Source organism: Mesorhizobium sp. GW821-FHT07A06 (genome assembly GCF_059419085.1).
Genome location: NZ_JBWKRC010000001.1, coordinates 700,931 through 713,113, shown reverse-complemented (window position 1 = coordinate 713,113; position 12,183 = coordinate 700,931). Strand labels below are relative to the sequence as shown.

12 protein-coding genes are annotated in these 12,183 nt (G+C 63.5%); 1 reads left to right on the top strand and 11 read right to left on the bottom strand.

Annotation, left to right across the window (positions count from 1 at the left end; all coding sequences use genetic code 11):
* Window positions 1-2: 2 nt before the first annotated feature.
* From AC07SZ_RS03480 to AC07SZ_RS03430, 11 genes are all read right to left on the bottom strand, one after another.
* Window positions 3-296: a type II toxin-antitoxin system TacA family antitoxin gene (locus AC07SZ_RS03480; RefSeq protein WP_056562503.1), complete on the bottom strand. Its 294-nt coding sequence runs from the start codon at window positions 294-296 to the stop codon at window positions 3-5.
* 480 nt (window positions 297-776) lie between these two features.
* A complete protein-coding gene (locus AC07SZ_RS03475; protein ID WP_494913239.1) occupies window positions 777-1,394 on the bottom strand; it encodes a riboflavin synthase in 618 nt (205 codons plus the stop codon).
* 12 nt (window positions 1,395-1,406) lie between these two features.
* On the bottom strand, window positions 1,407-2,537 hold the full coding sequence (gene ribD / locus AC07SZ_RS03470) for a bifunctional diaminohydroxyphosphoribosylaminopyrimidine deaminase/5-amino-6-(5-phosphoribosylamino)uracil reductase RibD (protein WP_494913237.1): 1,131 nt from the start codon (window positions 2,535-2,537) through the stop codon (window positions 1,407-1,409).
* A gap of 2 nt (window positions 2,538-2,539) precedes the next feature.
* Window positions 2,540-3,019, bottom strand: a complete 480-nt coding sequence (nrdR, locus tag AC07SZ_RS03465) for a transcriptional regulator NrdR (protein ID WP_056562515.1) — start codon at window positions 3,017-3,019, stop codon at window positions 2,540-2,542.
* A 189-nt stretch (window positions 3,020-3,208) separates the two neighbouring features.
* On the bottom strand, window positions 3,209-3,787 hold the full coding sequence (locus AC07SZ_RS03460; RefSeq protein WP_494913235.1) for an invasion associated locus B family protein: 579 nt from the start codon (window positions 3,785-3,787) through the stop codon (window positions 3,209-3,211).
* Window positions 3,788-3,886: 99 nt separating this feature from the next.
* Window positions 3,887-5,200, bottom strand: a complete 1,314-nt coding sequence (gene glyA / locus AC07SZ_RS03455; RefSeq protein WP_015318249.1) for a serine hydroxymethyltransferase — start codon at window positions 5,198-5,200, stop codon at window positions 3,887-3,889.
* Between the two features lie 193 nt (window positions 5,201-5,393).
* Window positions 5,394-7,037: a Na+/H+ antiporter gene (locus AC07SZ_RS03450; protein WP_494913233.1), complete on the bottom strand. Its 1,644-nt coding sequence runs from the start codon at window positions 7,035-7,037 to the stop codon at window positions 5,394-5,396.
* 272 nt (window positions 7,038-7,309) lie between these two features.
* Window positions 7,310-8,563: a L,D-transpeptidase family protein gene (locus AC07SZ_RS03445; protein WP_056562524.1), complete on the bottom strand. Its 1,254-nt coding sequence runs from the start codon at window positions 8,561-8,563 to the stop codon at window positions 7,310-7,312.
* 350 nt (window positions 8,564-8,913) lie between these two features.
* Window positions 8,914-9,429 carry a transcriptional regulator LdtR gene (gene ldtR, locus AC07SZ_RS03440; RefSeq protein WP_013896002.1) on the bottom strand — a complete coding sequence of 172 codons (516 nt, stop codon included), beginning with the start codon at window positions 9,427-9,429 and terminating at the stop codon, window positions 8,914-8,916.
* A gap of 238 nt (window positions 9,430-9,667) precedes the next feature.
* Window positions 9,668-10,090: a DUF6163 family protein gene (locus AC07SZ_RS03435; protein ID WP_056562528.1), complete on the bottom strand. Its 423-nt coding sequence runs from the start codon at window positions 10,088-10,090 to the stop codon at window positions 9,668-9,670.
* On the bottom strand, window positions 10,087-11,130 hold the full coding sequence (locus tag AC07SZ_RS03430) for an enoyl-CoA hydratase/isomerase family protein (protein WP_056562531.1): 1,044 nt from the start codon (window positions 11,128-11,130) through the stop codon (window positions 10,087-10,089). The genes AC07SZ_RS03435 and AC07SZ_RS03430 overlap by 4 nt, the downstream gene beginning before the upstream one ends.
* Before the next feature lie 186 nt (window positions 11,131-11,316).
* Here AC07SZ_RS03430 and AC07SZ_RS03425 point away from each other — a divergent pair, with 186 nt between their 5' ends.
* Window positions 11,317-12,141 carry a DUF8605 domain-containing protein gene (locus AC07SZ_RS03425; RefSeq protein ID WP_494913230.1) on the top strand — a complete coding sequence of 275 codons (825 nt, stop codon included), beginning with the start codon at window positions 11,317-11,319 and terminating at the stop codon, window positions 12,139-12,141.
* Window positions 12,142-12,183: the final 42 nt, after the last annotated feature.

Genomic DNA, 12,183 nt, shown 5'->3' with positions numbered 1-12,183 from the left:
CCTCAGGTGCCAGTGGCGTGGCGATACCGACGCACCGTATCGCGCAGGCGGTCGTTTACTGGTTTCGGATTGACGAGGGCATCCACGAAGGCCTGGCTGTCACGAACGGATAGCTCCAGGCGCTGATGCTCCTCGATGGTCCGGCGGGCAGCCTCCTGAACGCTCGTCAGCACGAAGTCCGTTACCGTGCGGCCCTGGAGCGCCGCAGCGTGCTCGATAAGGTTCTTCTGGTCGGCCGTGACGCGAGTTTCAAGACGTTCGCCACGAACACGGCCACGCGGTGGGTGTGCAGTCATCGTCGTTCTCCTGGCGACAATGTACGGCCAATGGCCGGAAGTTTCAAGGTCGCCATGAGGTACCGGCGCCGTTCAGACCGCTCGCCGCCCCTGCCGAGCGACAAAGACCATGATGTCGTCAAACATGTCTTCGAAGGAGCCGTGAGCGCGTTCGGCTTGGCGAAGTTCGCCAACAAGTTCCAAAACAGAACCCATATCGATCGCACCGCGCGATATGGCCCAATCCTGTGATGGAAATCCTTCGGACATCCGGATCGGAAGAACGGGCGTATTTGAAGCAGACATCCTGCGCAAAACGCCAGTCATCGTGCCACGATATGCTGAGTATCGCGCGGATTTGCTCCCCGACATCGCCGGAAAGCAGATCTTTGTAGGTCTTGGAGCTGTCGAGATATCTGACCGCTTCGTAGACAAGGTTTTCAGTATCTTCGATCAATTGCTGCCTTCGGGACGGCTCGCGGAATATCGACCAAGTGACCGCTACAAGCCCTCTTTCGCCGCCTCCGCCAGTCGCGCCGCGTAGCGCGCCATGGTGTCGATCTCGAGATTGACGCGGTCGCCGACCCTGCGCTCGCCCCAGGTGGTGACGGTCAGCGAATGATGGATTAGCAGCACGTCGAAGCGGGTGCCCTCCACTTTGTTGACGGTGAGCGAGGTGCCGTCGAGCGCGACGGAGCCCTTTGGCGCGATGAACTTCGCCAGGTGGCGCGGCGCCTCCAGCGTGAAGCGCACCGCGTCGCCCTCGTCCTTGCGCTCGATGATCTCGGCGGTGCCGTCGACATGGCCCGACACGATGTGGCCGCCGAGTTCGTCGCCGATCTTCAGCGCCCGCTCGAGATTGATCTTGGTGCCGGATTTCCAGCTCGAGGCCGTGGTCAGCCGCAAGGCCTCTTCCCAGGCTTCGACCTCGAACCAGCGCGCGTTCGAGCCATGTTCGGGCAGCGCCGTGACCGTCAGGCAGACGCCGCCGCAGGAGATCGAGGCGCCGATGGCGATGGTTTCGGGATCATAGACGGTATCGATGCGCAGGCCGACGCCTTCGCTGAGCGGCTTGACGGCCGCAACGATGCCGATATCGGTGACAATTCCTGTAAACATCAATGCCGATCCCTAGAGGTCTCTTATCCACTCGGCGTAGGTGTCTTCGCCGAAGCGCATCTCGCGCAATTTGCGAAAGCCTGCCGGGATATGGTCAGCATCGACCGGCGATGCAATGCCGTCCTCGCCGATCGCCTCCGGCCCCTGGAACAAGACGATGCGGTCGACCAGCTCTTCGTCCAAGAATGCCTTGGCGACCTGGGCGCCGCCCTCGACCAGCACGCTTGCCATGCCGAGCGCCCCCAGGTCTTCGAGCAGTTCCGGCAAGGCAACCACGCCGTCATGCGTTTCAGTGCCTATGAAGCGTACGCCGGCGCGTTCCAGCGCGGCGCGGCGCTGCGGATCAGCCTCAAGACAGGCAGCGACATAGAGCGGCACGCGGTCGACACCGGAAACCAGCTTCGAGGCTTCCGGGAGCCGTATCTGGCGATCGAGGATGATGCGCGCCGGCGAACGGTTTTCCAGTCCAGGCAGGCGCACGGTCAGTGCCGGGTCGTCTTCCAGCGCCGTGCCGACGCCGATCAGGATAGCGTCCGACTCCGCGCGCATCAGATAGACGTCGCGGCGAGCGACCTCGCCGGTGATCGCAACCTGGCCGGCGCCTTTCCTGCCGATCTTGCCGTCGCTCGAAAGCGCAAGCTTCAGCGTCACTTCCGGGCGTTTTCGCAGGGATCGAATCAAATAGCCCGCCATCTGCTCGGCGGCTTCCGCGGCCAGCACCTTCTCGACCACCTCGATGCCGGCGGCGCGCAGAATGGCGTAGCCCTTGCCGGAGACGCGCGTGTCCGGATCGCTGGCAGCCCCGACGACGCGCGCGATGCCGGCATTGACCAGCGCATTGGCGCAAGGCGGCGTGCGGCCGTGGTGGGCACAGGGTTCCAAAGTGACATAAGCCGTGGCGCCACGCGCGAGCTCGCCGGCCTCGGCCAGCGCCTCGGTCTCGGCATGCGGACGGCCACCGACGGCGGTGACGCCGGTGCCGACGATCATCGGCCCCTCGCCATCATCGCGCACGATGATCGTTCCGACCGAAGGATTGGTCGAGGTCCTGCCCGCATTCTTGCGAGAAAGCCGCAGGGCCGCGGCCATGAAACGGCGATCAAGGGCCGCTTGTCCGGCCTCGCTCGGTTGCGGTGCTGCCATGCTCAGCCGGCGTCCTCTTCGGTCTTGTCTTCGTCGCCCTTCAGTTCGCCCAGCAACTCGTGGAAATCCTTGGCCTCGCGGAAATTGCGGTAGACCGAGGCAAAGCGCACATAGGCGACGTCGTCGAGCGATTTCAACGCCTCCATGACCAGCCGGCCGACCTCGCCGGAAGCCACTTCCGTCTCGCCGGAGCTTTCGAGCTGGCGTACGATACCGGTCACCGCGCGGTCGATGCGCTCGGGATCGACATTGCGTTTGCGTACCGCGATCTCAACCGAGCGCAGCAGCTTGTCGCGGTCGAACGGTACTTTCCGGCCCGACTTCTTGACCACGACCAGATCGCGCAACTGCACGCGTTCGAAGGTGGTGAAACGGCCGCCGCAATCGGGGCAGACACGCCGCCTGCGGATCGCCGCGCCATCCTCGGCGGGGCGCGAATCCTTCACCTGCGTATCTTCGGACTGGCAATAGGGACAGCGCATGAAAAGCCTTGGGTTCGCGAATCTGGTGAGGCGAAAGATTTAGAGCCTTTCCGGCCGGGATTGAAGCAGTTCCGTTTCTTCAGAGATAGCGAGGCGCGAGGAAGATTGCCAGCGTGGCAACCGGCCAGACGGCGATGCCGCCGGCAACGGCCAGGCGATAGTCGACCTATTGCGGACCCGGCCGTCCAGTCACGGCGCGACGTCCTTGGTCGGGAAGCCGCAGGACGTGCCCAGGTTGCGGTAGGCCTTGGTGAAGCCGTCCATCGGGATACTGGCGAAAGCCTGCTTGCCGAAAGTCACGTCGAGCGAGACAACCTGGCGCATGGCACGCAGCAGCGCGAGACTGGTCTTGGCCTGATTGTCGACCGTCCAGCTCGGGCGGCCGATGACGGCATCGTTGGAATAGACCGTCGCCGAAACCTTGACGCCGGGGTCGCCAAACGTCGCCGCGATCTTCTTGCCGGTCGGCAGCTGCTTGTTGTCGACAGTGAGCATGATGGCCGGATAGGCATCGGGCGGCAGCGCATCGCCGGTCGAGATCGACAAGGTCAGCGTGCCCGAATTGCCGTTCGCATCGAAGAACGCCGTCGAAGCCGCACAGGTCTTGCTCGCATCCTGGCCGGTGTCGAGCACATCGACGATGGTCGTCCATTTGCCGAAGGTGTTGGTAACCGGCGTCTCCGGGGCGGGCTGTGCCTGCGCCAGGGCGGATCCGCAAAGGGCCAGCCAGCCGACAACACCGAGCGGGGCGAGACGAAAATTGCGCATCATCAGGTCTCCAGTTCCATGCGTCACCCGATCAGGGGTGACGCACCGCCGGCGAATAAGAGATGACGCTTCGCGCCGGGTCAATCGAGATACAGACGATCAACCGAGATAAGGATAGAGCGGAAAACGATCGGTCAGCGCCACGACCTTGGCCTTGACCGCCGCCTCGACCGCGGCATTGCCCTCGTCGGAATTGGCGACCTTGAGACCATCCAGCACTTCGGCGATCAGCTTGCCGATCTCGCGGAATTCGGCCTGGCCGAAGCCGCGCGTCGTGCCGGCAGGGGTGCCGAGGCGCACGCCCGAGGTGACGAAGGGCTTTTCCGGATCGAAGGGAATGCCATTCTTGTTGCAGGTGATGTTGGCGCGGCCAAGAGCTGCCTCGGCGCGCTTGCCCGTAGCGTTCTTGGGGCGCAAATCGACCAGCATCAGATGGTTGTCGGTACCACCGGAAACGATGTCGAGACCGGTCTCCTTGAGGCTCGAAGCCAGCGCCTTGGCATTGGCGGCCACGCTCTCGGCATAGACCTTGAAGCTCGGCTTCAGCGCCTCGCCGAAGGCCACCGCCTTGGCGGCGATGACATGCATCAGCGGGCCGCCCTGCAGGCCGGGGAACACCGCCGAGTTCATCTTCTTGGCAATGTCCTCGTCGTTGCACAGGATCATGCCGCCGCGCGGGCCGCGCAGCGACTTGTGCGTGGTGGTCGTCACCACATGCGCGTGCGGCAGCGGCGACGGGTGCACGCCGCCGGCGACGAGGCCGGCAATGTGCGCCATGTCGACCATCAGATAAGCGCCAACCGCGTCAGCGATCTCGCGGAAACGCTTCCAGTCCCAGATGCGCGAATAGGCGGTGCCGCCGGCCAGGATCAGCTTCGGCTTGGTCTCATGCGCGGTCTTCTCGATCGCGTCCATGTCGAGCAGATGGTCGTCCTTGCGCACGCCATAGGAGACGACCTTGAACCATTTGCCGCTCATGTTCACAGGCGAGCCATGGGTAAGATGGCCACCGGAATTGAGATCAAGGCCCATGAAGGTGTCGCCGGGCTGCAGCAGCGCCAGGAATACCGCCTGGTTCATCTGGCTGCCGGAATTCGGCTGGACGTTGGCGAAATTGCATCCGAACAGCTTCTTCGCCCGCTCGATGGCCAGTTCCTCGGCCACGTCGACGAACTGGCAGCCGCCGTAATAGCGCTTGCCCGGATAGCCTTCGGCATATTTGTTGGTCATGATCGACCCTTGCGCCTCGAGCACCGCGCGCGAGACGATGTTTTCCGAAGCGATCAGTTCGATCTCGTGGCGCTGGCGACCGAGTTCGTTGCGGATGGCGCCGAAAATCTCCGGATCGGCGTCTTCCAGCGTGGTTTCGAAGAAGGATTCGAATTTATTCGACGCTGCCGCTGCTGTTGCCATGGCCTGAAATCCTCGGTTCGGGGGCAATTTGTTTATGCATACCGTTGCCCCAAAACCGCTGCGCACTTTTGGGCGACACGCATTGCCGCGCCATTAACACAGTTGTTTTCGACCCGCCACGTTTGCGGCGCGAAATTTGCTGGCCGGTTTGCGGCAGAGGTTGCAAATCCATGCCCCTTGGGCATTGCGGGCCTTATTTTCGTGCCTGCCTGCCGTCCAGAAGAGCTTCGGTGAGCGTGATCTCGGTGAACAACGCCCGCGCCGTGTGGTCGTTGATCTCGCCGCGGCGTAGCATGGCGCGCAAGGCGTCACGCTCGGCGGCGATGCCGGCCAGCCTCAGGTCGATCTCCAGCCTCCCCGCCTCGCGCATCTCTGCGCGCGCTTCATCGGCCTCGTCGGCCGCCGCGATGCGCCGCCGGTAGGCAGCGACAATCCCATTGGCGGCGGCGAGCCTGACGCCGGGCACATCGCCCTCCTCGTCGTCGGTCTGCGCGATGCTTTCAAGGTGGGCGATCGCGGCCTTCGCCGCGCCGACACGCGCCATGCGTTCCTCGGCGGCGCCTGCGTCTTCACCCGGTTCGACCAGTCCGCGCGCGATGACGGGCAAGGCCAGGCTGGCGATCGCCAGGGAGCAGATGATGACGCCGGCGGCGAGAAAGATGACAAGGTCCCGCGCGGGAAACGGCGAGCCGTTCTGCAGGGCCAGCGGCAGCGACAATATGCCGGCCAGCGTTATGGCGCCACGCACGCCGGCCACCGATCCGGCGAGCCGCACGCGCAGGCCGAATGGCTCGGCCCTGCGTTTGCCAAGCCGGGCCGCAAGCCCCGCCATGATGTCGCCGATCCAGATCCAGACGAAACGGAGCGCGATCAGGCACAAGGTCAGCGCCATCACGGTCAGCACCGGCTGAATGAGCGGATAGTTGCCGGTGAGCTCCGGTGGCACCTTGCGGATGATTTCGGGGAGCTGCAGGCCGAGCACGATGAACAGCGCGCCGTTGAAGACGAAGGAAAATGTCGTCCAGAGCGAGATCGTCTGCATGCGCGCCGAAACGCCAAGAAAGCGGAATATGCCGGTGCTCCCGGTCAAAAGGCCGGCGGTCACCGCGGCCAGGATACCCGAAGCCTCGAAGTGCTCGGCGGCCAGATAGGCGACGAAGGGAAGCAGGATGGTGATCAGCACCTGCGCCTCGGGCGGCACGTCGCCGATGCGGTTCAGGAGTTGCAGCGCCTTGGCGGCGACGAACAATGCCGCCACGCCGGCCAGGATGCCGACCGCCACGGCGTAGAGGAAACTCAGCGAGGCGTCAGCGAAGGAAAAACTGCCGGTCAATGCCGCCGCGACGGCAAAGCGGAACATGACCAGGCCCGACGCATCGTTGAGCAGCGACTCGCCTTCCAGAATGTGCATCAGCCGCGCCGGGACCACGCTTCTGTCGACGATCGAGGAGACTGCCACCGCGTCGGTCGGTGACAGGACCGCTGCGAGCGCGAAGGCAACGACCAGCGGAATGCTCGGCACCAGCCAGTGCAAGGCATAGCCGAAGCCGACAATGGTGAAGAAGACGAGGCCGATGGCAAGATCGAGGATGGGTCCGCGCAATGCCATCAGCTCGCGCTTGGGCGCGCCAAAAGCGTCACTGAACAGCAGCGGTGGAATGAACACCAGCAGGAACAGTTCAGGATCGATCTCGATATGGATGCCGCGCACCGGCCATGCGAGCGCGGCGCCCATCGCAATCTGCAGGATCGGCAGCGGCACCCGCAGCAGCCGCACCAGCGCGCCGGAAACGGCGACGAAGACGAGCACGACGAGGACAAGGATGGCGGCTTGCATGGTGCGATTCCGGCTGTGTCGCGAACCATGCGCAATCGTCGACCCCGCGTCCAGACAGCGCCGGCGCGGCGACGGCCGGGCTGAGTTCATGGCATGGGCGAGCCGACCGCATGGGCAAGCATGCCGCCAATGTCGAAAAAAGGCCGGCACCTGGCGTCAACGAGGTTGCCTAGGGGCACCAGCTGGCCGGCCGCACGCCAGCCCCCCGCGGACGTTCCCGCCAAACAAAAAAGGCCGCCTGATGGCGGCCTTTCGTTATGAATATCAAAGCCTTATAGCGAAGATGTAATCTGCAGCTCGCTGGCGCCGTCCAGCGCGTAGACGTCGTCGCGGAACTGGACCACGCCAGGTCCCGTCGACCAGGCCGAGAGATAGAGGAAGTGCACCGGCACCGGGTTGGTGACCTGGATCGGCGTGTTCTGGCCGGTCTTGATCGCCGCCTCGAAATGCTGACGGTCCCAGCCGGGCGTGTCGCGCAGGATCCAGGTTACGAGATCGCGCACGTTCTGGACGCGCACGCAGCCCGAGGAGTCGAAGCGCATCATTTTGCCGAACAGGCTCTGCTGGGGCGTGTCGTGCATGTAGACGCCGTCCGGGCTCGGGAAATTGATCTTGACCGAAGCCATGGCGTTTTCCGAACCGGGATCCTGGCGGAACCGGTATTTGGCGGCATCATCGGTCGACCAGTCGACGTTCATCGGATCGACTTCGCTGCCGTCCGGCGCGAACAGGCGGATATGGCTGTTCTTCAAATAGTCGGGATCCTTCCGCATCAGCGGAATGATGTCCTTGCGCACGATCGAGACCGGCGCGTTCCAGTACGGGTTGACGATGATCTCGTTGATCTTGGAATTGACGATCGGCGTCTGGCGATCGATCTTGCCGACGATTGCCGTGTGGCGAAGCACGACGCGGTCGTTCTCGACCGCTTCGACCTGGGCCGCCGGAATGTCGACCAGCACATAGCGGCTGCCCAGCGTGCCGGCCTTCTCCTTCAGCCGCTGCAGATTGGTTTGCAGCTGGCCAAGCCGGACCTGCGCCGAAACGTTCATCGCCGCATAGGTGTATTTGCCCATCGAGCCGTCAGCGGGCAGGCCGTGGCGCAGCTGGAAGCGCTTGACCGCCGAGTCGACATAGGAATCGAAGGCCGTCGAGATGCCGGCGCTCTGCGAAAGGTCGCCAGCGACCATGAGCCGCTTGCGCAGCGGCACGACATCGGGATCATCGACGCCGAGTTGCAGCTTCTTGGTCGCGGGGACCTCTACCCAGCCACCCTGCCCGACAATGTTCTGATACTGCGCGACCGCCTGCTCCGTGAACGCAACCGTCTGCGGGCTGAAGATCGGCAGCGTCGACGCCACCTTGCCGCCTTCGCTGGCACGGGCGTCGAATTGATCGTCCCAATTGCCGCGGGCCGAGGATTTCAGGATATCTCCGATCACATCCTGCGCGCTCGCGCGGCCGGCCACCATGGCGGCGGCGAGCAACGAGGCTCCGGAAAGGAAGAAGCGGCGGCTGGTTCTCATGGACGTTCCAGACATAGGTAGCGGTTCGATCACTTGCTGCGTCGATCATCGGGCGATCTCGCCCGCACTCTAAAATTGGCAATCTTAACAATTAGCCAACCATGGCCCGTATCACGTTGGCGAGAAACGCGCGAGGCGCGATACGGTTGCGGGTGGACGCATGGTCTTCACGACAGCATCACTGCCACCCTCGGTTCCACTGGAATATGGCGGCAACGTGGCCTTGCGCCCAAATCGGCCGGGCCGGCGCTCCGAAAAGAAAGGGACCGGTGCTTTTCGGCACCGGCCTTGACTGAAGGTCGCTATTTCGGCCGCGCTTCTGTGGCGCGGGCCAGATCCGACGCGGCGCCTTACATCCGGTAGGCGATGGTGTCGTTCCAGAAGCGGTCGAGCCGCTGCAAAGCGCGGTTCATCTGCTTGAACTCGTCGGTGTTGATGCCGCCGACCTGCTCGATCGAGCCGACATGGCGCTCATAGAGACCGGCGACGACGTCAGCCACCTCGTTGCCCTTCGGAGTCAGCGAGACGCGGACCGAACGGCGGTCGATGCGCGAACGCTGGTGGTTGATGAAGCCGAGATCGACCAGCTTCTTCAGATTGTAGGACACGTTCGAGCCGAGATAGTAGCCACGCGAGCGCAGCTCTCCGGCGGTCAGCTCGGAATTGCCGATGTTGAACAGCAGCAGCGCCTGGATGGCATTGATGTCAGAACGGCCGTTGCGGTCGAATTCGTCCTTGATCACGTCAAGCAGACGGCGGTGCAGCCGCTCGACGAGCTGCAGCGATTCCATGTAAAGCGAACGGATAGCCTCGCGGCGATCGTCGGAAACGTTGGCGGTCTTCGCCGCCGGACGCGAATTGATCATTGTCTTTGCCTCTCGTTTGTCGCCCTGGTGATTTTTTGTTTTTCACCTTGATCGCGACACTATCGAATACTCATAAAATTCGACTTAAACGCTAGGGCTAACAAGAGCTTACCGGTAACAGGTTTCGAAAGAGGCTTAACGAACGGTCACCCGAGCAAGGATAATTAACCTAAAGGCTTAGGCAATAATCGCGAGGCCGGATCGCGGGGGCCGCGAAGTCGTCAACGGCGGCAAGAGCTTAGTGCCGCGCGGGGCGTTTCTGCAGGTAGATGACGACGCGAAAGACGATGTAGAGCAGCGCCACCGCCGCATGCGAGACGACGATCAGCAGCCGATGGCCGAAAAGCTCGGGAAAGCCGGCATACATGACGGTTTCGGTGACGGCGCAGATGAACCAGATCACCGGCCCCCAGGAGGCCAGCATCCAAAGCCCCGCCGCGGCGAAGGGGAAGAACACGGCGAGCATCACCGCCGCCACCTGCCAGTGCACCGGCATCAGGTCGAAGCGCCAGAGCGATCCAGGGTAAAAGCCGATCAGCTTGATCCAGTACAGGATGCCGAACAGCAGGCAGTAGCCGGCGATGACGCGCTGGAACCAGGCGAAGATGACCTCGACCGTCGAGGGCTGGAGCACGACGCGTCGCGACGTCACCTCGCTCATAGCGGGAGTTCCCGTTCGCCGAGCGGGGCGAAATAGGCCTCGACATCCGCCTCGCCGACCGCATCGAGGGTTGCCGGCCGCCATTGCGGCTTCGACCCCTTGTCGATGATGGCGGCGCGGATGCCTTCGTAGAAATCGTGGCCGGCAAGCATGCGGTTGAGGATGCGAAATTCCATCTTCATGCACTCGTCCATCGACAGCGTCTGCCCGGCGCTGATCTGCCGCCAGGCGACGCGAAGGCTGGTCGGAGAGCGCATGCGGATCGTCGCCAGCGTCTTGGCCGCGAATTCATCGGTGCCCGACGCGCGATCCAAGCTGTCGAGAACATCCTGAAGAGACGGCTGGTTGAAATGGCGCGATATCGCTTCGAGCGTCGGCCTGTCGGTCTCCCGCTTTGCCTGGACAAAGAAACCGCGCAGCACCGATTCCGGATCACCGGTCAGCACCAGCCGATCGAGGATGCTGGCCTGGTCTTCGGCCTTGATCGTGTGGGTGGCGAGCCCCGACCACAGCGCGTCGCCATAGCGGATGCGGTTGCCGGTCAAGGCCAGATACATGCCGAAGGAACCGCCAAGGTCGGGCAGAAGATGGCTGGCGCCGACATCCGGGAAAAAGCCGATGCCGACCTCCGGCATGGCGAACTGGGCATTTTCGGTCATCACCCGGTGCGAACCGTGAAAGGAGATGCCGACTCCGCCGCCCATGACGATGCCGTCGATGAGGGCGACATAGGGTTTCTTGAAGCTGTTGATGCGGGCGTTCAGCCGATACTCGTCGGCGAAGAACTCGACCGGCGGATTTCCCGCCCGGCCGGACTCGTAGATATGCAGGATGTCGCCACCTGCCGAAAACGCCCTGCCCTCGGCCCTGACGAGGACGACGTCCACGCCGTCATCGCGCTCCCAGGCATGCAAGGCCTTGCCCAGCGCCTTGACCATGCGATGGGTGACGGCGTTGAGCGCCTGCGGTCGCGTCAGCGTCACGACACCGGCCCTGCCCAACCGTTCGAAGCGAATTTCGTCGCCTCCACCAAAATCCATCGCCAGAGAATCCTTCCCCCGCGCCTGCGGGACTGAAGTGCTAAAGGCGGCGCATGGGTGCGTCAATGGCGGCGGCCTCTCCACCACAGGCTTGGCGGCCGGCGGCGAGCAATGCTACGAAGATCGCTGCCGTTGCAAGCGACGCGCCGATACCGCGCGAGCAAGCGGATTCGGGGACAGTTGGCCATGTCCGGATTTCTTCGTCCAGCGCTGTTGACGATCGGGCTTATTATGATCGCGAGCCTTGCACCGCGCCCCGCGTCCGCCGTCACGATCGACGATCTCTACCAGTCACGGACCATCGTCACCGGCCAGGGCGAAGAGAACCGCCAGACAGGCTTCAGGGACTGCCTGGACCGGGTCCTGGTCAGGGTTTCAGGCGACCAACGGCTGCCGAAAAAGCCGGAAATGCTGGCGCTACGCGACAAGGCCGGCGATTTCATCGACACCTTCCGCTACCATGACCGGCTGGAAGGCATTCCGATACATGACGAGCAAGGCACGCATGACCGGCCGCATGATCTGATTTGTCTCTACAAGCCCGCCACGGTCGACAAGCTGCTCGAACAGCTCGGCAGCAGGCCCTGGCTTGGCGAGCGGCCGACGCTTACCGTCTTTCTCACCGTCGAACAGGGCGCTCGGCATTTTTTGCTAGGCGCCGACGAGGAGCGTGGCGAGACGATGCGCGCATCTTTCGCCAATGCCACCGATCCGTTGTTGATGCATGTCGTATTTCCCAACGCGGCGCAGTTGGCCGAGCTGGACGGAAAAGGGCTGCGCATCGACGACATGGCAAGGCTGGATCTGCTGGCCAAACAGGCCGGTGGCGCGCAAGCGCTCGCCGGCAGCATCGTATGGAGCGACAAGGAGCTCGGCTGGATCGCCGATTGGCGACTGGCCGGTCACGGCAAGACCTATCGCTGGCAGGTCCGCGGCGTCAGCTTCGACGAGGCGTTCCGGGCGGCAATAGGGGGTGCCGCGCAGATTCTTTCCGGCAATGGAAAGCCCTGACCGGATAGGCATGGCGGGACGGTACCTCCCCTTCTGCCGGCC

What these genes read in the sequence shown, in the direction of transcription:
- AC07SZ_RS03450 (WP_494913233.1), bottom strand. Translation starts at nt 7,037, where the DNA reads ATGCAAGCCGCCATCCTTGTCCTCGTCGTGCTCGTCTTCGTCGCCGTT.
- ldtR (WP_013896002.1), bottom strand. Translation starts at nt 9,429, where the DNA reads ATGATCAATTCGCGTCCGGCGGCGAAGACCGCCAACGTTTCCGACGAT.
- AC07SZ_RS03460 (WP_494913235.1), bottom strand. Translation starts at nt 3,787, where the DNA reads ATGCGCAATTTTCGTCTCGCCCCGCTCGGTGTTGTCGGCTGGCTGGCC.
- AC07SZ_RS03430 (WP_056562531.1), bottom strand. Translation starts at nt 11,130, where the DNA reads ATGGATTTTGGTGGAGGCGACGAAATTCGCTTCGAACGGTTGGGCAGG.
- AC07SZ_RS03475 (WP_494913239.1), bottom strand. Translation starts at nt 1,394, where the DNA reads ATGTTTACAGGAATTGTCACCGATATCGGCATCGTTGCGGCCGTCAAG.
- glyA (WP_015318249.1), bottom strand. Translation starts at nt 5,200, where the DNA reads ATGGCAACAGCAGCGGCAGCGTCGAATAAATTCGAATCCTTCTTCGAA.
- AC07SZ_RS03445 (WP_056562524.1), bottom strand. Translation starts at nt 8,563, where the DNA reads ATGAGAACCAGCCGCCGCTTCTTCCTTTCCGGAGCCTCGTTGCTCGCC.
- nrdR (WP_056562515.1), bottom strand. Translation starts at nt 3,019, where the DNA reads ATGCGCTGTCCCTATTGCCAGTCCGAAGATACGCAGGTGAAGGATTCG.
- AC07SZ_RS03435 (WP_056562528.1), bottom strand. Translation starts at nt 10,090, where the DNA reads ATGAGCGAGGTGACGTCGCGACGCGTCGTGCTCCAGCCCTCGACGGTC.
- AC07SZ_RS03480 (WP_056562503.1), bottom strand. Translation starts at nt 296, where the DNA reads ATGACTGCACACCCACCGCGTGGCCGTGTTCGTGGCGAACGTCTTGAA.
- ribD (WP_494913237.1), bottom strand. Translation starts at nt 2,537, where the DNA reads ATGGCAGCACCGCAACCGAGCGAGGCCGGACAAGCGGCCCTTGATCGC.
- AC07SZ_RS03425 (WP_494913230.1), top strand. Translation starts at nt 11,317, where the DNA reads ATGTCCGGATTTCTTCGTCCAGCGCTGTTGACGATCGGGCTTATTATG.